This is a genomic window from Alteribacter populi, assembly GCF_002352765.1.
Lineage (GTDB): Bacteria > Bacillota > Bacilli > Bacillales > Salisediminibacteriaceae > Alteribacter > Alteribacter populi.
Genome location: NZ_KZ293963.1, coordinates 3,456,791 through 3,479,164, shown reverse-complemented (window position 1 = coordinate 3,479,164; position 22,374 = coordinate 3,456,791). Strand labels below are relative to the sequence as shown.

The 22,374-nt window shown below is 39.5% G+C and carries 16 protein-coding genes; 12 read left to right on the top strand and 4 right to left on the bottom strand.

All coding sequences use genetic code 11. From position 1 onward, the window contains the following. Positions 1–495: 495 nt before the first annotated feature. The 4 genes from CDZ94_RS16130 (at position 496) to CDZ94_RS16115 (ending at position 4,292) form a co-directional block, all read left to right on the top strand. Positions 496–963 carry an ArsR/SmtB family transcription factor gene (locus tag CDZ94_RS16130; protein WP_096438763.1) on the top strand — a complete coding sequence of 156 codons (468 nt, stop codon included), beginning with the start codon at positions 496–498 and terminating at the stop codon, positions 961–963. Then, positions 960–2,219 (top strand): MFS transporter, encoded by a 1,260-nt coding sequence (locus CDZ94_RS16125; protein WP_096438761.1) that lies wholly within the window; start codon positions 960–962, stop codon positions 2,217–2,219. Before CDZ94_RS16130 ends, CDZ94_RS16125 begins: the two co-directional genes overlap by 4 nt. 412 nt (positions 2,220–2,631) lie before the next feature. After that, positions 2,632–3,474 carry a CBF family alpha/beta fold macrolide esterase gene (gene mleCBF, locus CDZ94_RS16120; protein WP_096438759.1) on the top strand — a complete coding sequence of 281 codons (843 nt, stop codon included), beginning with the start codon at positions 2,632–2,634 and terminating at the stop codon, positions 3,472–3,474. 422 nt (positions 3,475–3,896) lie between these two features. After that, positions 3,897–4,292: a (deoxy)nucleoside triphosphate pyrophosphohydrolase gene (locus CDZ94_RS16115; protein ID WP_096438757.1), complete on the top strand. Its 396-nt coding sequence runs from the start codon at positions 3,897–3,899 to the stop codon at positions 4,290–4,292. A gap of 32 nt (positions 4,293–4,324) precedes the next feature. Here the strand turns inward: CDZ94_RS16115 and CDZ94_RS16110 are convergent, their stop codons facing one another. The 3 genes from CDZ94_RS16110 to CDZ94_RS16100 all read right to left on the bottom strand — a co-directional run bounded on the left by CDZ94_RS16110 (position 4,325) and on the right by CDZ94_RS16100 (position 10,748). After that, a complete protein-coding gene (locus CDZ94_RS16110) occupies positions 4,325–7,471 on the bottom strand; it encodes a DEAD/DEAH box helicase (protein ID WP_096438755.1) in 3,147 nt (1,048 codons plus the stop codon). Positions 7,472–7,512: 41 nt separating this feature from the next. Then, positions 7,513–9,459, bottom strand: a complete 1,947-nt coding sequence (locus CDZ94_RS16105) for a DUF2075 domain-containing protein (protein WP_096438753.1) — start codon at positions 9,457–9,459, stop codon at positions 7,513–7,515. Positions 9,460–9,623: 164 nt separating this feature from the next. Beyond that, on the bottom strand, positions 9,624–10,748 hold the full coding sequence (locus tag CDZ94_RS16100; RefSeq protein ID WP_096438752.1) for an NAD(P)/FAD-dependent oxidoreductase: 1,125 nt from the start codon (positions 10,746–10,748) through the stop codon (positions 9,624–9,626). 112 nt (positions 10,749–10,860) lie between these two features. Here CDZ94_RS16100 and CDZ94_RS21930 point away from each other — a divergent pair, with 112 nt between their 5' ends. The 7 genes from CDZ94_RS21930 to CDZ94_RS16070 all read left to right on the top strand — a co-directional run bounded on the left by CDZ94_RS21930 (position 10,861) and on the right by CDZ94_RS16070 (position 18,321). Next, the gene (locus CDZ94_RS21930; protein ID WP_342587632.1) at positions 10,861–11,097 is read left to right on the top strand and encodes a hypothetical protein; all 237 of its coding nucleotides are present in this window, start codon (positions 10,861–10,863) and stop codon (positions 11,095–11,097) included. A gap of 12 nt (positions 11,098–11,109) precedes the next feature. Further along, on the top strand, positions 11,110–11,424 hold the full coding sequence (locus CDZ94_RS21925; RefSeq protein WP_342587643.1) for a GNAT family N-acetyltransferase: 315 nt from the start codon (positions 11,110–11,112) through the stop codon (positions 11,422–11,424). A 47-nt stretch (positions 11,425–11,471) separates the two neighbouring features. After that, positions 11,472–11,903, top strand: coding sequence for a DinB family protein (locus CDZ94_RS16090; RefSeq protein WP_096438750.1), 432 nt, complete (start codon positions 11,472–11,474; stop codon positions 11,901–11,903). A gap of 130 nt (positions 11,904–12,033) precedes the next feature. Beyond that, the gene (locus CDZ94_RS16085) at positions 12,034–12,918 is read left to right on the top strand and encodes an AraC family transcriptional regulator (protein ID WP_096438748.1); all 885 of its coding nucleotides are present in this window, start codon (positions 12,034–12,036) and stop codon (positions 12,916–12,918) included. A gap of 767 nt (positions 12,919–13,685) precedes the next feature. Further along, the gene (locus CDZ94_RS16080; RefSeq protein ID WP_198546728.1) at positions 13,686–14,654 is read left to right on the top strand and encodes a LysM peptidoglycan-binding and 3D domain-containing protein; all 969 of its coding nucleotides are present in this window, start codon (positions 13,686–13,688) and stop codon (positions 14,652–14,654) included. An 835-nt stretch (positions 14,655–15,489) separates the two neighbouring features. Beyond that, the gene (locus tag CDZ94_RS16075) at positions 15,490–15,927 is read left to right on the top strand and encodes a VOC family protein (protein WP_096438744.1); all 438 of its coding nucleotides are present in this window, start codon (positions 15,490–15,492) and stop codon (positions 15,925–15,927) included. 462 nt (positions 15,928–16,389) lie between these two features. Next, positions 16,390–18,321 carry an endonuclease MutS2 gene (locus tag CDZ94_RS16070; RefSeq protein WP_096438742.1) on the top strand — a complete coding sequence of 644 codons (1,932 nt, stop codon included), beginning with the start codon at positions 16,390–16,392 and terminating at the stop codon, positions 18,319–18,321. 1,467 nt (positions 18,322–19,788) lie between these two features. On the opposite strand, the gene CDZ94_RS16060 is transcribed toward CDZ94_RS16070, so the two are convergent. Continuing rightward, a complete protein-coding gene (locus tag CDZ94_RS16060; protein WP_096438738.1) occupies positions 19,789–20,517 on the bottom strand; it encodes a sulfite exporter TauE/SafE family protein in 729 nt (242 codons plus the stop codon). A gap of 507 nt (positions 20,518–21,024) precedes the next feature. Between CDZ94_RS16060 and CDZ94_RS16055 the strand changes: the two genes are divergently transcribed. Next, on the top strand, positions 21,025–22,347 hold the full coding sequence (locus CDZ94_RS16055; RefSeq protein ID WP_096438736.1) for an NAD(P)/FAD-dependent oxidoreductase: 1,323 nt from the start codon (positions 21,025–21,027) through the stop codon (positions 22,345–22,347). Positions 22,348–22,374: the final 27 nt, after the last annotated feature.

The window sequence follows — 22,374 nt, the reverse complement described above, 5'->3', positions numbered from 1 at the left end:
ACAATACCATAGATTACTACAGAGATTACTATAGAGATTACTACAGAAAATAAACCATTGTCGCGATCACCGACTATCTAAACAAAAAAGCTTCTAAAGAAAACGAAAGAGTTGATCCGATCAAAGTTGAATTAAAACCGTTGAAGAGTTTTGTAAAGTCATCGACAACAAAACCCATCTAGCCAATTTTACTAGATTTCGTCTCTAATTTAGCAGATCGACCCTGAATAACCAGATAAAACCTTCTTTTGACTACATCTCGACGCCGGTTGACCAGATTTCTTGCTGCTTTGACTAGATTCCACTAAATGCTGGTTTTCTCATTGAGACGAGCGACGTGAAGGTAGCTGCCTGCTTTTAAATAAAAATTACAAAACCAATACATTCCCCGGAACTACTCACATTTGAATATTTTTTCGAAAAGTCTGAAAAAAGGTTGTAATCTAACTTTTTAGATCGTACTATAAAAATAGATGATAAAAAGAAGGTGATGTTATGGCAAAGAATATGACGATTACATTAGAGCAGCAAAAAATCATTTCCCACCCACTTCGAAGCCAAATTATTATGCTGCTCTATGATCAGACAATGACAGCGAAACAAGTTGCAACCCATTTAGGGAAGTCAGGGGGAAGCGTCCACTATCACATCCAAAAGCTTTACAATCATGGCATTCTTAAGCTCGACCATGAAGACACATCGAAAGGGATTGTTGAGAAATATTACCGCTCAAAAGCATTAAGTTTCACATTAGAAGATCAAGACTACACAAAGAAAAGCTCAGTACACACTAAGAATTCAGCAACGCTCACTTTATCACCTGAAGAATTGGAACAATTTAATGAACGCTTGCAAGAACTGATTGTAGAATTCGCACGCCATTCAGTCTCTTCGCACAAAAAACGTGTAGCGTACCGCGTTGAATGCACGATTTCACATGATGAGGAGGACGAAGCAGAATGAACCAGCGATTGTTCAGTTATAATTTTAATATTTTACTCTCAGGTGTCTTTGTAAAAGCGATCGGTACCGGGATTTATAGTATTGCGGGTATGCTCTTAGTGCTTTACATTAGTGGCGACCCTTTTTATTCAGGTGTGGCATTTTTTGTTATCAGCCTTCCTAGCTGTATCAGTTTTCTCATTTCACCATTCGCCAATTACGTCTCATATAAAAAAGCCTTGATCGTATGTGAGTTAGCGAAATCGATGCTGCTTTTTTTAATCCCCCTCCTTTACGCGTTTTCTGTATTGCAAGTATCCTACGTCATTATGATTATGTTTTCCGTAGCACTCATTTCGGCGTTTACCTATCCTATTGAAACGACACTTGTCCCTTCTTTTGTCGGAAAAGCAAATGTCGTAAAAGCAAACTCCTATATCAATACGCTACGGGAGAGCCTTGATATTGTCTTTCTAGCCGTTGCAGGGGTATTAGTTGCTGTCATTGGTAGTGTGCAGGCCGTTCTTATTACCGCCTGCTGTCATGCGATCACATCGTTACTTTACCTATTGTTTCGTTTTGAAGCGAACAAAGTCACAAATGACTCGGACACATATAAAACCAAAATCTTAATTCAAAGCTATAAGAAGGATTTAAAAGCAGGCATAGAGTACATTCGTCACTCGATTCTCCCCCATATCATTGTTTCAGCGGTTTTTGTCAATTTCTTTGTAGGCGGCATGTTCGCTTCCCTTCCTGCCTTTTCTCTCATGCAAGGAGGCAGTGAAGCCTTTTATGGCTATTTTATGGTGGCGATGACACTAGGAATGCTAGGCGGTTCCATTCTTACGCCTCGAATTAAACAGCTGCCATACGGGTCACTAACGATGGTCTCGGCACTGTGGGCAGGCCTCTTTTGGCTAGGGGCTACCTTGCTTCCTGCTTGGTTTTCCATCGTCTTTTATGGCATCGGGTTTATTGCGGTCGGGGTCATTAATATTCTCTTATTTTCGATCATTCAGCAGCAGGTCGAAGTAAAGATGATTGGCCGAGTCATTACGGTCCTCACTAGCTTTGCCGCCATTGGTCAGCCAGTTGGGGCACTCCTTGGAGGTACGATCAGCTCCATGTTTAGCCCGGTTTATCCGTTCATTCTATCAGGGATGATTATGGTACTATTTAGCCTGTATTGGCTTCTCCACCCGATTTTGCGTTCGCTAAAGCCGATTGACAAACTAACCTTATTTACTCCCTCAGCCGAAAAGCAAGCTCAGTAAAGGAGAGCTCTACCTAAATGATGGAGCCGCAATATAATGAAAAAAGAGCGTTGACCCTTCTTTTAAGGAAGCACTCTTGAATTGGATTGTTTCCACAATGTCTTTTTTTATAGGTACTCGCGATGTAATAGTTATTCCCCCATCTAGAATTAAAAGGAATAGTTGCTTAGCAGTATCTGAGATAAAAACAACAAGAAAATTTTGGTATGTGAGGGGATGTCCCTATGTTCTAGTAATAAATATAGGGATAATTCCCATATTAAATAACATTTAAAAGGAGGCCTCGTTATGATTATCAAGTGGGTTCGACTCCGATAATTAAAGGGGCAGGCCAATCATACTCCGGAAAGAGTTTATTGATCTGCGCCTTTGTAACGGCGATTAGATAATAAATAATACGGAGGTAATAAACATGAGTGAACAAATACTGAGAGTAAATAAAGTCGATATATGTACTGACAGCTTTGGAAACCCTAAGGACCCAGCTGTGCTTCTAATCATGGGAGCGATGTCATCATTGGACTGGTGGGATGAGGACTTCTGTCTTCGCCTCGCCGATCAGGGGAGGTTTGTCATTCGTTACGATCATCGGGACCTTGGGCGATCGACCGTTTATGAACCTGGTACTTCCAATTATACAATAACGGACTTGGCTGACGATGCAGCAGGTGTACTGGATGCTTATTCCATAAAGTACGCTCATATCGTTGGAATGTCACTGGGCGGTATGATCGGCCAAATTCTTGCCTTGAGATACCCGGAACGCGTATGTAAGCTTACGCTAATTGCATCAAGTGTGTTCGGGACTGAGATGGAAAAACTACCTCCAATGGATCAGAGCATACTAAATCACCATGCGAAAAGTTCTTTCATAGATTGGACAAATCTGGAGAAGGTCATTCCCTATCTTGCAGATGGCTGGAAAACTTTAGTCGGCACCAAACCTTATGAGCAGGAAAGAATATATAAGTTGGCGGAAAGAGAAGCAAATCGTGCCAAGCAACTGCCGAGCAGATTTAATCATGCCATGCTGCAAGGAGGAGACGTGTATTTCGATAGAATGGGTGAGATCAGCGTACCTGCGCTCGTTATTCATGGTACAAAAGACCCAGCTCTGCCATACGAGCACGGGCTTGCTCTTGCGAAAGCCCTCCCTCATGCTGAATTAGTGACTCTTGATGGATCAGGACACGAGATTCATAGTGAAGACTGGGATCAAATTATTAATTCAGTTGTAAAGCTTAGTTCGAGATAAAAGAATAAGTGGCAAGAAGTAAAAACTGGCGCAAGCAATTATCAGATGTATTAGTAAGAGCAGCAGACCCTAAAGAGTGGTAGGGTAAATAGGTATAAAATGGTGACTATATATCAATATAGTCACCATTTTCAGATTGTCGAGAAACCCACGTTTTGAAAAAACTGTGGGTTTCTCGACAACCTGAATTTATGCCTGCCCCGAGGGGGCAGGCATAAATTAAAAAAGGCACTCGGTGGCAATATTCATTCAGCGGTTTAAGGCGAAGTTATCGTTATACATTTAGGGAATCCAGGTTAGAACTGCCGGGACACGGGACCTGTCCCCATGTCCCATGTCTGTCCCCATGTCCCATGTCCCCATGTCCCACAAAAAACGTTATGATATGATATTCATAGACTTTATTTGTAGGAGCGATACCATTGAAAAAAGTTGTCAACGTTGTTGCAGGAATAATCGAAAATGGACAAGGTGAAATCCTATGTACCCTAAGGTCACCTAAGATGAGCATTCCAAATGTGTGGGAGTTTCCAGGTGGAAAGGTTGAAAAGGACGAAGACATCTTCACTGCATTAAGAAGAGAAATTGAAGAAGAACTAGGATGTATCATTGAAACGAGTGAGTTATTTCATGAACACACTCATGAATATGAAGATTTTATTATTACGTTGATTTGTATTAAATCTAAGATTATCAAAGGAAGCCCGGTTCCCAGTGAACATTCCTCATTGGTTTGGCTAAAAAGAGAGAACCTTGAATCATTAAAGTGGGCACCTGCTGATATTCCTGCTGTAGAACAGTTAATGAACGAAAAATAGCCTTCTCGTATAAGAAGACCATTTTCACAGGTTCATATCACTCTACTTGCCTTTTCGATAAGATGTGGCGGCATTTCTTCTTTTAACTTCCACACAAAGCTCATTGGCTTGCTGCCTGAATGCTTGATATGATCAGCTGTTCCTAAGAACACAAACGGAGACGTGTAACCCTGTTCTTTTTTATATTCCCTTACAAATAATGCAATCTGATGCCCGTTCTTTTTATGATTAATATACCTTTCCGCCGTTTTACTCCCATCTGATACTCGGCTCTGAGTTTGCCAATGAAATAAACGCTCATTAATGGCATAATCGTCATACAATGTAGAAGGGGAAAAGTCTTTTTCAGATTTATTTAACGTGATAAAGAATATATCAAGATTCTTATCTTCAAAATGCTTTACTCCTTCTCGGAACGCAGGACTTTTATCTTCATTAAAAAAGCCAAATGCAGCTAAAATCTGTGCTGTTGAATAATGGCTATGCACCTTAAGAGGGCATTGAAACGAAAAGTCATGAGCTTTTTCCACAAAGCTTATGGTAGAGTATTTATACTCTAAAATTGCTTTTAACTCATCACGTATTTCTTCTGTTTTCAATATTTTTTCTAGCCCTTCTCTAAAAGAACGAAAGCCTTCTTTACTAGGGGCAGAAGGGTAAAAGGAATAGTAAAGCATGGTGAGCATTAACTTCTCATTTTCAGTTTCGACTTTCCCTTCTTCCATATATCGAAGCAAAAAGGAAAGATAATCTTTTGAATCAATGTGAAAAAAGTTTGGAAAACGTTTTAAAACCGCTTTCTCATTGTCGCAAGTAAAATCATCTTTTTTACCAGCTTCAACCTTCATTCGTTGAAATGAGCGATCACCATTTTTCCCATAAAAGTCATGTAAGGATAGTTGATAATGCTTTAAGAAATTAAAAAGAGTTAACTCTAACTCTGTATCCTCTTCAAAATATTTCATTTTAGTAACAAGATTTCTACGTGTATTCGAATGATCATTAATATTCCTCAAAACATATTCTTTTGCTTGTTTTTCGAGTTGAATAAAGCAACCCTTTGGTAAATTAAAAAATCCATTTTCAACATAGTATTTTACTGAATGTTTTGTTCTACCTGTTATAGCACGAAATTTTGCTTCAAAATCATAATTTCGATGAGCTTGACCAACAAAGTCTAAAACAGTGAGACATTCTTTCCCATCAGACAACCGAAGCCCTCTTCCTAATTGTTGAAGAAAGACGGTCAAACTTTCAGTTGGTCGTAAAAATAGAATTGTGTTCACTTCTGGGATATCAACACCTTCATTGTATAAATCAACAACAAAAATAAACGTGATCTCCCCATTCACCAGTTTGCTCTTAGCTTCTTCCCTCGTTTTTCGATCAACGTCTCCGTACAAGGCAACCGATGGAACATTCATTTCGTTAAAATAATCGGCCATGTATTTTGCATGCTCAATGCTAACGCAAAATCCAAGCCCTTTAACCTCGTCTAGATCACTTACGTATTTCTCTAGCGCTTTGATAATTTGGTTACTTCTTAACTTATTAGAAGTATAAACATTTTCTAATTCTCGAATATCGTACCCTCTTCGGCTCCATTTTAATTTGGATAAATCAACGGTGTCAGTTACACAAAAATATTGAAATGGAGATAACAGCTTCTGATCAATCGCTTCTGGTAAACGCATCTCAGCAGCCACTTTATCCTCAAAGTATTCTAATACATTTTTGCCATCCATTCGCTCAGGTGTAGCTGTTAACCCTAACAATATTTGTGGCGTGTAGTAACTTAATAATTTCTGATAAGAGTCTGCCGCAGCGTGATGAAACTCATCGACAATAATAAAATCGTAAAAATCAGGAGTAGTATTTTTATATAGCTTTGTACTATTGAAACTTTGAATACTAATAAATAATTGCTCAATCGAACTAGGTGCTTGTCCTCCGACTAACAAGTCACCAAAGTTATAATCCTTTAATATTGCTCGAAACGTATCTCGACTTTGCTTCAGTATTTCTTCTCTATGTGCAACAAATAAAAGCTTCGGTAACCTTTTATGTTTCTTGACAAACCTTTTATAATCAAATGCAGAAATGACTGTTTTTCCAACACCAGTAGCAGCAACTAACAAATTCTTATTCCTTCCAAAAACTTCTCGTTCTGCTTGTAAGCTTTCTAAAATTTCTTTTTGGTAATGATAGGGCTGGATATCAAATAAAAATGCCGGACTATTCTTTTCTTTTACCTTTGACTTATTTAATGCGTTTTTTAATCTCGTTACATCTGCTTCTTGTTCATGATCAAAACGAATAAATTCACCATCGTTCCAATAACTTTCGAATGTAGCATCAAACTTTTTTACTACATCAAAGGAATCCTTCTCCGTTACTTTTAAATTCCACTCTAAGCCTGATGTAAGTGCTGGATTAGATAAGTTTGAAGAACCTATGTATGCAGTTGAAAATCCTGTTTTCCTCTTGAACATGTAAGCTTTTGCATGTAGCCTAGTTCGTTCAACATCATAGGAAATTCTTACCTCTGTATTAGCAAGCTTGCTTAGTTCTACAATGGCTTTATAATCAGAAGCTTCCATATAAGATGTTGTTATGACTCTAAGTTTTCCTCTTTTGTTTTCAGTGAAATCTCTTAACTCCTCAATGATACACCGAAGGCCACTCCACTTAATAAATGAGACAAGCATATCAATCCGGTCTGACGTTTGAATCTCCTTCTTCAATTCCCCTAACATATTCGGTTCATGGTGTGATCCAGTAAACAAAGAGCTTTCTGATATTGGCGTAATTGGTCTAATGACCTCGCCTTTCTTTAAACCTCTTACATGATTTAGTTTTGAATAAATGGAAGTTAATACTTCCCCTTCATCTGAGATCTGTAAAGATTGAAACTCGTCTTCCATAAGTTGCTCACTTAAAATATGAATAATGTCATTACACGTTTTGATTTGTTTCAGTAAGGCATCTTGATCGTTCGCTCCCTCATCCCGTACATAACTTAGAGCTTTTCTAGTCACATGAGAAATATATGACGATAACATCTTTTTCGCATCTTCAACATCAAGCTTCTCTTTACGAATATCAACGTTTTGGTGCATTTCAAGTTCATTCTTTAATTTTTCAGAAATAATTTGTTCGTAAATTCCTTCAGTAAGCATATTTCACCTCTTTACCTTAAAATGGAGGTCGTAGCGTTAAATTAACTATACTCCCCATCATCCTCCGCCACTCTCTCCACCGACCTAAAGAACTCATTTTCTTCGTAAACGCGGTTGACGCGTACCAGTCTTTCCTTTAAGTACTCTGCTAGGGGTTCGTCGGTGCAATAGACAAAGCATCCTTTTTGGCCGCGGGTTAAGAGAGTCCGGTATGTGTTGCGGATGATGTCATCGGCAAGCTTTTCTGCTTTTTCTGGGTCTTCCTTAAACATTTTCTTTATGCCTCGTAATGAGTTGTCTGTTTTCGCTCGTTTTGTATAGTCTGTCTTGACTTCTCCATCTCGGTAAATAATATCGTCACCAATAATGACGCCTGCGTAATCAAATTCTAACCCTTGGGCGGTGTGGATACAGCCGATTTCATTCACTGAGGTTTTATCAATTGCCCATGTGGCAGTACTCCCTAAGTTCCAGCTCATCGCAAAGTCGTGTTCAGGGATGGTGATGTCATAAAAATCGGTATCGGCTTTTCCTTCTTTGACCCAGTTCCAGCAATAGCCTGCTAACAGTCTCGATTTGTTACTTTCTTCATTTAATTTTGCAATTTCCTGACGCATGTCATTAGGGTTATTAAATATTCGAAAATCATATTGGTGGCTTATTTCGTTTGCGTTCGCAGTTTCGCGGATTTGCAGTACATCATCAACCCATGCTAAATATCCATCAGAACCATTGCAGCGGAACTGTGAGTCTAGTTTCACCATTGTCATGTTTGCACCATGACCTTCAGAAAAGTTCTTAATGTCCTCTAAACTGCCAGCATCCTTTAACGTGACACGCTGCCGTTCATCTAAAAAGAAAATCGACAGGTTCGCTGCATTCATAATTTCCTTCAGTTGATTTTCACCTAAATGTTGAAACATACCGGATTTTTCATTTAAACGGTGAGCTTCATCAACAATAAGACAGTCAAACTCATTTTTTTCAGCATTAACATAGCTGCCTGAGCCTTTAAACAAGTTATCAATGTGCCCTTTACGGAAATCTTGCTTTAGCTTTGTCGCGTAAATGTTTCTTGGAGCTGCATTTTTTGTGACGTACTGACTTACTAGATTGCGTTTTGTCATTTCAACAAGGAGGTTGATCGCCAACACAGACTTTCCGGTTCCAGGCCCACCTTCAACGACGAGCACCTGCTTCGTATTTGTCCGCTTTGCTTCATTCATTAATTGAAGAGCTGTTTCATACACAACCTTTTGCTCATCAACCATTACGAACTCCTGATTGCCTTGAAGCATACTATTCAGGGAGTCCTGCAATGATTTTGAAGGTCGGATCCGTCCTTTTTCGATCTTGTATAGGTTTTCCTTCTGATCCCCAATCGTAATATAGCGTTTAATAAAATCACGCAGTTTCCCAGCTTGACCTTTCATAAAAACAGGCGCTTCCTCCATGTAAAATTCATACACCGGATCTGTCAGAGGATCGGCCTGCCCTGCATGAATGTAGTTATGTAAATACGCACACGGATACAAGTTCATGGCATTGTCCTGGGCATTTTCGTTGTAATCTTTAATCAGTGCTGCATAAGACCATGCTTGATACGAAGGATGTGTCGTTTCCCTTAATCCGCGGTTGAGGAATGTTTTCACAATCGCTTCTTTTCCTTCAATTTTCTCAACTTGGTTCCATTGCTTTAGCTCCACTATAACGACCGAGTTTTCACTTTGCTGTTTCCCGGAAATCAAAAAATCGACACGCTTTGATGTATGTGGGATTTTAAATTCAATCGCAACCCCAGCGTCATTAGGAATCTCATGATCACTGAGCACACGATACATATATTGCATTGAATTATCCCATGAACGAACTTCTCGTTCATTAATCCGACCGATCTTGGTTTCATAATTCGCGCAAATATTGTTAACAAGCTGATCATGAAAAACATCATCCAAAAACTCGTTTTTCGTCGCTTCATATACAATCATCGTCTCACCTGGCTTTGCTATTATGTATGTAATGGTTACCTAAACCAAAATTCCTAAATATTTCTTACTATTATATCAAAGATCCTAGAACACAGAGAACGCTTACGTGGTTTAACTTTTATATTTCTACAAAAAAAGTGAGCGGTATGCCCACTAATAAGTTACTAATCTCCTGTAAAGTGAATCACACGCCCCGGAAGATAAGGGGTAATATCCAGCTCTACCTCTCCTCCTATCGCGATCTCTCCCGCCAGCTTCCCTACATAAGGGCCCATAGTCAAGCCGGATGCGCCTAACCCGTTTGCTAAAACGAGTCCTTCATAGTCTGGAACGGGGCCAAGGATGGGCAGGATATCTGGACCCATGGGACGGAATCCGATCCGTACTTCTTTCAATGTGCCATTTGTTAAGCCGGGTGCGATATGTAAAGCTTGGTCAAGAACTTCCTTTACACCGCCTGCTGTTAATCGGTAATCAAAGCCGGAGTCTGTTTCTCGTGTGGCACCTGCGACTATGCGGGAGTCATCGAAGGCTAACATGTAATGACTAGTTTGTGGGAGAATCACGGGCCAGTCTTTCGTTTCTTGGTCAGGTAACTGGATGTGAGCAATTTGTCCACGCTGAGGTTCGATGGTTAAGTTTATTCCAAGTGGTTTGAGTAATTCAGGTGCCCAAGCTCCCGTTGTGATTAAGACGCTATCGGCTAAGATCGTCTCCCCGTTCACCTTTACTCCGGTTACTTTGTTAGATTCATAGATGAGCATTCCTTCTCCTTCAATGAACTGTGCTCCATGCTTTTGCGCCGCGCGCTTTAAAGCTTCACGGAGCAAACGCCCGTCAACTCGAGCGGCTCCAGATACGAGTACCCCTTCTAGTTTTTCATTTAATGGTGGAAAAAGCTTGCGTGTTTGGTCAGCATTAAGCCGTTTAATTTCGCCAGCTTCTGGTGCGTCCTGTTGTTTGGCGCTGACCCTATTTTCGATTTCATCTAGCTCATCGGTGTCTTTACTCACACAGAGTGCGCCTACTTTTCGGTAGCCAACTTCCTCTTCGCCATCATTCTTGAGCTCTTCGATTAATGTTGGATAATGTTTGGCGCCTCGTTTTGCGATTTTATACCAATCTCCATCATCAACTTTGGACGCCCATGGACAGACGATCCCTGCTCCAGCTGATGTTGCTTTCCCTTCTTGAACCTTGTCGACCATGACAACCTCTATCTTTCGTTTCGCCAAATGATAGGCAGCACTTGCGCCTACGATCCCAGTTCCGACAACGACCACTTTCATATGAACACTCCTCATCTTGGTTTTATGAAATGAATGGAGGATGACTTTTAACGATCATGCTAAAATGAATATAACATAATTTGAATATTCTGTATTATAAAAGGATGGAGTCATGTTATTTCAAAAAGGAAGCTTAAAAGTACGTCCCTTACAAAAAGAGGATCGTTTTTTATTAACGAAATGGCTTTCCAATCCGTCAGTCCTTGAGTTTTATGAAGGAAGAGATAGACCGTTTGATTTAGAGAAAGTTAATAAGAAGTTTTATAACCTTGGTGATGATGTTTTTAAATGTATAGTCGAGTTCGAGGGGGGGAGCTATAGGGAACATACAATATTATCAGTTAAATGAAAGACGAGTAAAATCGACCATTATAAAAGAGCAAAAACCATTTATGGAATCGACCAATTTATTGGTGAAATTAATTACTGGAATAAAGGAATTGGAACCCTGTTAGTTAAAGCTATAGTGGAATATTTAATAGAACGAAAACAAGCTGATCGAGTAGTAATGGATCCTCAAAAAAGGAATGAGCGTGCGTTAAAATGCTACGAAAAATGCAGCTTTAAAAAGGTTCGGATTCTTCCCAAACATGAATATCACGAGGAGAATTTCAAGATTGTTGGTTATTGGAGTACCAAAGATCTAACAAGTCTCCTTCAACGAACGGAAATATAGGAAGAGTTAAAACATAGCATTTATTCACTAAGGGGGCGAGTAGCGATATGAATGCAAGCGGTTTTTTGTATGCAGCTAAAATGACGAACCTGTTAGCAATAGAGACTCCAGAAATCCATTGGGATAAACAATTAATCGTAGAATTAGGAACACTGAGGAAACTATTTATCCATATCGTCCGTGTAAGGGATGTATATCGTGATGGGTTAAAAACGGGGGTCATACAATTTCCTGGTCATTTACCTTCAAATGAATATAATCTAATGGATGAATTGGAAAGAAGTATGAATGAATTAGCTGTTGAACTTAATCAAACAACTTTTGAACGAATTAAAATGAGTACGGAGTATATATCAACTATGGAATTTCAAAATACAGCCGTACAACATGAAGGGATTCATCAAGGGCAATATTTTGTCGCCCTTAAACAAGCAGGTTTAGAACTCCCTACACAATGGGTTCAAGATTGGGGTATGTAAACGAACTTAAACGAAAGTGATCAAGCGAAGTTCATTTAAAGAGAGAAGATAACCCCTGCATTGTTGTGCACGGAATGTCGGGTGGAAACGTTCAGCTCCTGTTATTCTATTGGTGAAGGAGGTCATATGAGTGGATTTGCTTAAAAACATGAATGTAGCATTAGTGTATATTGAAGATAACCTTACGAACGATATTGACTTTAAAGAGGTAGCAAGGCTAGCTTTTTGCTCAGAGTATCATTTTAAAAGAATGTTTTCGTTTCTTGCAGGTATTACGCTGTCGGAGTACATCCGCCGGAGACGCCTTACTCTTGCAGCATTTGAGCTTCAAGATCGCAATGTAAAGGTCATTGACATTGCGATGAAATACGGGTACAACTCACCCGATTCTTTTACCAGAGCTTTTCAACAGTTGCATCGGGTAACACCGTCAGAAGCTAGAACCAATGTTCATTCACTTAAAGCCTATTCGCAAATGACCTTCCAGTTATCAATAAAAGGAGGAAGTGAAATGAACTATCGTATCGAAAAAAAAGAGGCGTTCCGTCTAGTTGGAATGAAGAAAAGAGTTCCTATCATATTCCACGGAGTTAATCCAGAGATTGCCTCTATGTGGGAAAGCTTAGATGATGCAACGATCGATAAACTTAAAAAGCTGTCTAATGTCGAACCTACAGGAATGCTTAATGCCTCTACTAACTTTTCTGAAGGTCGAATGGAGGAAAAAGGAGAGCTTGATCACTATATTGGTGTGGCAACAACGAAGGAGTGTCCAGATGACCTAACACAACTTGACGTTCCCGCCTGCTCATGGGCTGTATTCGAGGCAATCGGCCCCTTTCCTGATACGCTGCAAGATGTTTGGGGACGCATTTATTCCGAATGGTTTCCATCCACAAATTATGAGCAAATAAAAGGGCCGGAAATTTTGTGGAATGAGGATAAAGATATAACCTCATCAACTTTCAAAAGCGAAATATGGATACCGATTATGAAAAAGCAAGTTAATACGTGAGCTTGTTTAGCTTGGCATAAAGATAAAACGATGACACCACCACTGGAGGCCGTTACTGATTTAACGAGAAGATATTTTAATAATACGGTAGACCTCCTCACAGAAATAAACCCTTAAAGCGTTAACGCTCTAAGGGTTTATTTCCTATTGATCCGTGTATCCTTGGTTCTACAAAATGATATAGCAATCACCGTTTCCACGACATAACGCTCAAGTCAAAGGGCCATTTCGTCCACTTCATAAGTTCTTATTTATTTGGAGTAGATACAGAATCACTTAAATTATGTAGCACACCTTCTTTTAGTCGCTCCAACCACCTATGGACTTAAGTCAATGGCAGTAACATTGGCGCCAATTTAAGTAATTGCTCTGTATACCAGCCTGCCGCACAGCCGGCATCAAGAGCCGCAAGCTCCATTCATCTGTGTATCTACATTTTTCTCGTAATCTTTTGCCAGAGTTGAATAAGCTTTCAAAACGTTATCCTTCATATATCAGCACCCCCTACCCTTAGATAGATTGATTAGGCCACGCTTTTCTGCCGAGACCCCTAAATTAAGTAAATGTGATTCTTCATTGGATTAAAAAACCTTTATTAGAATAGTATTCCTTTACCTTGAAATATTAGGGAGTATTGTAATTAGACATTAATATTTGCGTTATGGCTGTAACGAAAATGTTATTTTTCTGTTCTTTTAATCTAGCAATTACATGATACGATAATGATCAGTTTAAACTTTCTACATAAAATTTCGGAGGTATTTAGTATGAAAAAAACACTGGTTTCTTTGGTAACCGCTGCGGCCCTTGCAGGTACGTTTAGTTTAACTGCAAATGCCTCTGCTGCAGAAGTAACGGTACAAAAAGGCGACACGCTTTGGGATATTGCTAAGGCAAATGACATAACCATAGACGAATTGAAAGAATGGAACAATCTATCAAACGATCTTATTTTCCCAAACGATCAACTAAAAGTAGCGATTGCTGAACGCTATAAAATCGTGAAAGGTGATACACTTTGGGGGATTTCCCAAAATTATGAGGGGATAACCTATCCTAAATTAGCTGAATGGAATTCGATTGAGAATCCAGATTTAATCTATGCAGGTGACGAAATCGATATTTATGTAAAAGGAAATCCAAGTCAAGCAGACCAAGTTCAGACGGAAGAAACGGGAACTGAGGAACCTGTAGAAGAAGCTCCAGCTGATGAGACTGCAACTGAAGAGCCTGCTGAAGAAACAACAACTGAAGATACTGCAAACGAAGAACCTGCTGAAGAATCAACAACTGAGGACACTGTAACTGAAGAACCTGCTGAAGAATCAACAACTGAGGACACTGCAACTGAAGAACCTACTGAAGAAGCAACAACTGAGGACACTGTAAACGAAGAACCTACTGAAGAAGCAACGGATGCTGAGGAAAAAGCTGATAAAGAAGTGGTACAAGAACTAACGATGACAGCTACTGCATATACGGCAACTTGTGACGCCTGTTCAGGAATCACAGCAACAGGACTTAACCTGCTAGAAAATCCTGATAAAAAAGTCGTTTCTGTTGATCCAGAAGTTATTCCACTAGGCTCTAAAGTCTGGGTAGAAGGATATGGCGATGCCATTGCTGGAGATACTGGCGGTGCGATTACAGGCAACAAAATCGACATCTTTATTCCAGACCAGCAGGATGCCATTAACTATGGTGTACAAGAAGTAACGGTTAAAGTTTATAAATAAGAAAAACACCCGATTTATCCTTAAACCTGGTGTATCCTTGAAATAATATAGGAAAAGCGTGTTTTGAGACTGATCAAAATACGCTTTTTTCTATATTTAATTTGGGTTGATCCCTTATTCCATTAAAGCTCCCTTGTGTAAAAAGGGCTCAATATATCAGTTTATTAATGCTCTTTTCACATAAATTGTTGTTTTTTATTGATAAATCAAAGGAGCGAAAGGTGGTGACTCCAGCGAGAGTATATACAATGTAAATAAATGTGATTAATGGATATTTTTATTATCAAATGAGTTTGCTATGCGGTCGTACAGTGTGAGTCAATCCGTATGAACAAAATTGGAGCTTTGGTGGGTTGTACCAAGATGGTCGTTATAAATGAACTTTTCTGATCCTGACAATCGCACTTGTGGTTCCGTAAAACAATGTTTGGTGTTAATGGACAAAAAAGTTGTTTAATTTACAAGTCGAATCACTTTCATAATTCATTTGTTTAAAAAAGCACACTACTTCCAAATAATACTTTCTCCCATCTTGATTATTACTTTTTTGTAAAAAGCGTTTCTTTTTGCAGCTCCGTACGCCTGCATCTGTTCGCTTTCCGCGGACGAACCGCCAAGCTGCCTGGGCTCAGAATGATGAAATTCATTCAGTCGTTTTTAAAAAATAAAGTTGTAAAAAAATACAAGTCATTCTATTCAACAGCCGGGCCATTTGAAAGTAAAGACTAAAAAAAAGATTTGTCTTAGCAATAGAAAAGAAGTCCATAGCCATTCTGTGTGATAAGCTGAAGAAAACAAATACAGGATATTGCAAAATCAACAGGAGGTATGAGATATGAAGGTCAATAGAATAGATCATGTAGGTATAATCGTCAATGATCTTCCTGCCGCGAAAGCGTTTTTCCTTGACTTTGGCCTTGAAATGCTGGGAGAAGGAGAAGTGGAAGGCGAGTGGGTGGAGCGGATAATAGGGCTTCAAGACGTTAAAGAGGAAGTTGTAATGTTGCGAACGCCAGACGGTGAGACGAATATAGAACTAGTAAAATTTCACACGCCATCAGATGAAAATGGCATACAGCTTCCTTTGGCAAATACTTTGGGTATCCGGCATATTGCCTTTACTGTTGAAGATATTGAAGCCCTTGTTGCCAAATTGAAAAAGAAAGGTGCTGGACTTATTGGTGAGATACAATACTATGAAAACGCTTATAAATTATGCTACGTTCGTGGGCCAGAGGGAATTATTTTGGAGTTGGCTGAAGAAATCAAATAAATAGTGAGAGAACTTTGTTAATCAAACGAGTGCTATTATGAAATAAAGCCTAGATTTTTAAACGACTTAATTGTCGTTATACATCCGTAATCGTCAAAATATTCGTAAATTCACCCCAATCCATCGTTGACAAAATAAAGCTTTACGCGTATAATGCAAACAACTACACAACCTTTACGTTGAGCACCTGGAAGGATGGTGCGAAAAAGGAGTATGTTTTATGAGTGTGAGCGTTCTTAACTAATCCGTAATTGGATATGTACGAAGAGGAAATAAAATCGACCTCGTGTCGGTTTATTTAACCTGCCTTTTCGTACCTGTTAAGAACCAAGCAATCATACAGCACGCATCTACCCTTTTTTAGGTGCGTCTGTTCAACGTGAAGGGCGACCGAACGCCTCAAGCGACTGCTTGAGGCGTTTTTTGTGTACATTTTTATACTAGAAAGGAAGAGGTTCCTCTATGAACCCTACATCTTTACAGCAACTTGACTATTACCAAATCTTAAATACAGTCGCTTCGTTTGCGCATACAGATCGAGCAAAACGAATAATCCTTACCAGTGAGCCAAAGCTTGTCAAAAAACACATTGAGCATATGCTCGACGAGGTGTCCGAGGCATCACGTATATTAGCAATCAGCTCGAGCATTCCCATTCACTCTCTCGATGAGGTGACAGCCTACCTCGAACAGGCCAATAAAGGGATTTTCTTACAACCAGGCCAACTTCAGCGTGTACTCTCATTCCTTGAGCATTGTCGTAAGCTTACGACATTCATGCGCGATAAAGTGTTAGTAGCGCCCACCGTCGCAAACTACGTTCAGTCCATCGGGGATATGCACGATATTGAAGACGAAATCGCTCGCAGCCTGCGTCACGGTCAAATTGATGACCATGCTTCACCAGAACTAGCCACGATCCGCCGTCACCTAGGCATGAAGCAAGCGGAAGTTAAGGAGAAGGCAGAAGCAATGTGTCGTTCAAAGAAGCTGGCACCTTATCTTCAAGAAAGTATCGTTGTTGAAAAAGACGGACATTTTACGATTCCCATAAAAAAACAGTACCGCTCTAAAGTAGCCGGCAACATTGTGGACACGTCTGCATCTGGAGCCACTGTTTTTATGGAGCCTGCAGAAGTAGCAAACATTTACGAGGAAATGAACGACCTTGTCATGGCAGAAACGCACGAGGTAGAAAAGATCCTCTATACGTTAACCGCGCTTGTATTAGAAAAAGAAAATGATCTCCATATCGCAATGGAAACGATGCATCATTATGACGTTGTTTTCGCCAAAGCTAAATACGGTCGTTCGATCGACGGCGTCATTCCGCAGCTTAATGAATCCTATACGATTCACGTCGATGCTGCACGTCACCCACTCTTGGGCGAGCATGCCGTACCGCTATCGCTTCAGCTAGGGATTGACGAGCGAGCACTTATTATCACAGGTCCGAATACAGGAGGAAAAACAGTAGCGTTAAAAACCGTCGGACTTCTCACATTGATGGCACAAACAGGTCTCATGGTTCCAGCTGGGGAAAAGACGTCACTCCACGTGTTTCAAAAATTGTTCGTCGATATTGGTGACGGTCAAAGCATCGAGCAAAATTTAAGTACATTTAGCTCGCGATTAACAAACATTGTCAATATTTTAGAACGCGCAGACGATAAAACGCTTGTCCTCGTTGATGAACTGGGATCTGGTACCGATCCGAATGAAGGAATGGCACTTGCACAGGTAATACTCGAGCAACTTTTTGCCAAAGGAACGACGATCTTAGCAACGACACATTACCGTGAGCTAAAGTCGCTTGCCACAACGCACGAGGGCTTTATAAACGGTTCGATGGCATTTGACATCGATACGCTTCAACCGACCTACCGCCTTCTCTTAGGAGAAACCGGAAATAGCCAGGCCTTCGATATTGCTTATAAGCTTGGCTTACACCCAAAGCTGATTCATCGCGCACATAAACTAAGCGATAGCCAGTCCGATACGAGTAATTTTACGCTCGGTGACGTGGATCAGACGCAGAAACGCCGCTATGAGAGACAGCTTGCAACGACAAACTACGCGAGAAAACAATCTAAGGCGAAGAAGCAAACAGCAATTCCGATATTCGATCAAGGCGACAATGTCACGGTATCTCCAGACGGTGAAGTCGGCATCGTCTACAAAGGGCCAGACGATACAGGGAACTATATCGTACAAATTAAGGGAAAAAAGCGTCGCGTCAACCATAAACGCTTAAAGCTCCATATCCCAGCTAGCGAGCTTTATCCTGCCGACTATGATTTCGACATCATCTTCAAATCTGTTGAATACCGCAAAACAAAGCACGTACTAAAGCGAAAGCACGTTGAGGGGCAGATCCTTGACGAGGAGGACTAGTAATGGTGTTCACATACATTGCCCTTGCAGTAGAAAACTACTCAATAAAGTAATGTAGTACCAAAAAGAGTTGAAGATCGTCACTTATTGACTTTCTTCAACCCTTTTTATTTGTTCTTCTTTCACTCTATTAAATTTTTAAGCCAAACACGCCACCTATGGGACAAGTAAGTTTTATTTAAAAAATCTCCTCAATGTATTGAATAACACCATTCCTCTTTATGGTCTGCATTTGTTAAAATAGCACCATAGGTATTAAGTCTATGGTGCTATTTTATTTTTTACATTATGAAAATAAGTTATCAGGTGATAATATGTCACATTTCAAATCTTCAATTCGAACTATTATTTTTGCCGTTAGTTTAAATATTATTCTAATGGTATTGTTTGCAATTAGAGATATTTTCTCTTTATCTACCATAGAAAATCTTGTAGTTGCTGCTATAATACATTCCATATTCATTATTCCTACAGCGTATATTGGTTGCTTAGTTGGAGAAGGTTTATATATGTTGTTAGGTAAGCTCAGGGGTAATACTCTTGTTGGTCTGTTGACTTTCGGATTACTTGGTTTTTCACTCTCACTAATTTTATATCCTTTCTTTAATGAAGATGGTATTCTAATATACTCCCTCTATAGTTTTATGTTTGTTTGTTCTAGTATTTTCTATTACATGCAGAAGAGTAAATAATAAATCGGTTAAAACAGATGGTCATGTAAACAGATGGCTGTCCTTTTTCTATATTTACCTTTTCACCCAATAGTTTAAGTGTAGTGTTTCACAAACTGTCTTGGAGCTGAAACCAAGTTAATTCTAGGTTATTCATAAGGTTTGTTTAAAATTTGGTGAATCGGTTGTCTCATATAGTCTTTTGACCTTATACAGTTTTCACCCTATGAGTGAAAAAATCATAGAAAAAGGAGCTCCTTAATGAGAAGGTGTTGATGAGAAAGTTGATCTAAGTGAAACGGTTTAAAAACATGTATCCGTAAACGATACCGTTAATCATCATACCCATTAAAATGAGGGTGTCATTATGCAAAAGGTCTATCACACATTTTAGTCATCACACTGATGACCATGCCGAAAGAGTCAATGAAACAAATTCAAAAAAACGAATGACGATCTGATTGACCGCGTCCAATGACTATACAAAGCATCCTGATTCTAATTAAAACTACTCGGAGAAGTGAAAGGCGGCGACTCCAGCGGGAACAGCGCGAGCAGAAGCCCCCGCAGACGTGGTCTTTGCGTCGAGGAGGCTGAAGCCGTGCCCGCGGCATAGAAGACACCGTGAATCCGAACGAAGTGAAGGAAGAACGGATGCCGCACTTGTGCCCTGGGGTGAAAGCGTCCGCCTGTAGCTGATTCGAGTACCAAAATATAATCAAAACTCTAGAGGGCATTTAGGTGCTTTAAGAATAATTCAGGTTAATTATTCTTAAAGCAACCAAAAGCGACCCCTTTATAACAAACTCAAGCTATCAAACAAGAGATAAACCCCTGTAAACAGCAAAAGAATATAGGTCAACACTCTAAAAACCCGCTGATTAATCCACTTAAAAATAATTTGACCTAATATTAATCCCAAAAAGACGATTGGAATCGCATATAGACTGGATTCCCATATGACTTTATTCGTTCCAATAAAGATCATTTGCATTATAAGGCTTACAAAATAAATAAAAAGATAAAAAGCTAACGTCGTGGCTCTTAATTTCTCTTTTTCAGTATTTGTGCCAGTAAAGTAAAGCAATAATGGAGGACCAGGCATCCCAATGCTTGTAGTTAAAAACCCAGAAAAACCCCCAACTACAAAGTCCCTATTTTTAGTAGAATTAACCTTGAAATTACCCACCAATAGCAACGTTAATACTAAGAGAATGATGCTAACCCCTAATTTAAAAGCATTCATATTATTTATACTCATAAAGATAAAAATACCTAAGGGTACACCAGCTATACTCCCTAAAGTAAATCTTCTTAATATGGTAAAATCAATGTCCTTTCTAATCTTAAAAATTAATGTCATTGAGATAATCAAAGATAAAATAATATTAATTTGTATCGCTTCATGCGGTAAAAAGATCATGAGTAAGAACGGTGTCGCCATGATCGAAAAACCAAATCCAGTACTTGTTTGTAATATAGAAGCCACTAATATAATGCAAATAAAAATGAAGACAGTATCCACCGTTGACCTCCGTTTAGCTTTTACCTCATTTTATCATTTGAGCACCATACTTTTCTTCTCTCATCAATTCCTAAACCTTCACAATGGACATACACTTCACACAGCGTCTGAGACCATTCTCCCTCATCTTTTTTCCTTATTTTACTAAAGGTCAAAACTCTACGTTCAATGAATGGATAAATATGTTAAGCTAATGACTGAAAACGATCATTTACATTTAACAAGCAACAGTTTTTACGAATGTAAAAGATGGCATTAAACATGCCACAAATATACCATTTATGGCTTGTGACGTTGTTAAGCTATACAAAAATGTTCAATAGCCTTGTTTCGAGGTTTACCTTCCCTCTTTTTCAGCTGAAATCATTAAGAACATCGGCCTTCGATTCTCATCCTACTACCGAATTTGCTTGTATGCAGAAAAATTTTTTTATCATCAAATTTATTTTGTTTCATCATGTATACATCTCTTCAAATACTCGTTTAAGTGAGATAGGAGGAATCAGCATGTTTGAGAACGCGATTGTTATTGGCGGTAGTATTGCTGGAAAAATTGCTGCTAAAGCCTTGTCGGAGTCCTTTCGACAAGTGACCATCATCGAAGCAGGTCAAGAGCCGACAGAGAAAGCCCCTAGAAAAAGAGTCCCACAAAGCTACCATCCTCACGTCGTATTAAAAGGTGGAGAAGCAGCAATTGAGAAGCTGTTCCCACAAATTACTTCTGAATTAATAGAGGACGGCAGCACTTTAACGAATTTTACTGGTGATTTAAAATGGCATCATTTTGGATCCTGGAAAAAACCTTTTACAGGTGAACTAATCATGGTTCAACAAAGCCAACCGATGCTTGATTCGCATTTACAAAGACGCATTAATCACGTTTCCAATATTACAACTAGATACGAAACGATGTCAGAGCAGCTGCTAATAGACCGTCAGCACAATAAAGTTTGCGGTTTGCGAGTACGGTCTCTTAAAACAAGAACAGAAGAAGAGCTTTCTGCAGATCTAGTTGTTGATGCTAGTGGGTTTGGCTCCAAAAGTAGATCCTGGTTAAAAACCTATGGTATAGAGATTAAAGAGGAAAGGGTAGGGATTCAACTATTTTATGCTTCCAGATTAGTTCGTCTAAAAAAAGAAAAACGTCCAGACTGGTATAACCTCCTAATTTCTCCAAGTTTCCCTAATAATCCTTACGGCGCCTACATCCAAACCATTGAAGACGACCGTTTTTCCGTAACATTTAGTGGTTACGTTAATGAGCGTGCGCCACAAACAAATGAAGAATTTTTCTCTTATGCACATAAATTACCCGAAACAGATGTGCTTGATTTTCTCAAACAAGCCAAGCCGATTACAGATATAAAAATACATAGGATTCCTTATCAAGTACGTCGACGCTTCGACCTAGCAAAGCATATCCCAGGAGGGTTCGTGGTCATCGGAGACGCTCATTGCCGCTTTGACCCCGTGTTCGGACAAGGAATTTCTGTCGCTGCAATGGAAGCTATAGAGCTACAAAGACGGGTTCAACACGTGACGTCCCTCGACCAAAGCTTCACGAAAGCCTATCATAAAAAGATTTCAAAAATCATCGCAACACCATGGGACATGGCTACAACAGAAGCGCTTCGTCATCAAAATATAACAGGGGATAGATCGCTCGCACAGCCAATGAAACAGTGGTACAGCAAAAAGGTATATGAGCTCTCAGCCTCTGATCCGGACATTTATATCCGCTTGGTTAGAGTAATGAATTTAATTCGCTCCCCTCATCACCTTTTCCACCCAAAAGTATGGCTGGCCATGTTCAAAAAGAAATTTTCTTAAACATAAAAAAGACCTCGATTTCAGAGT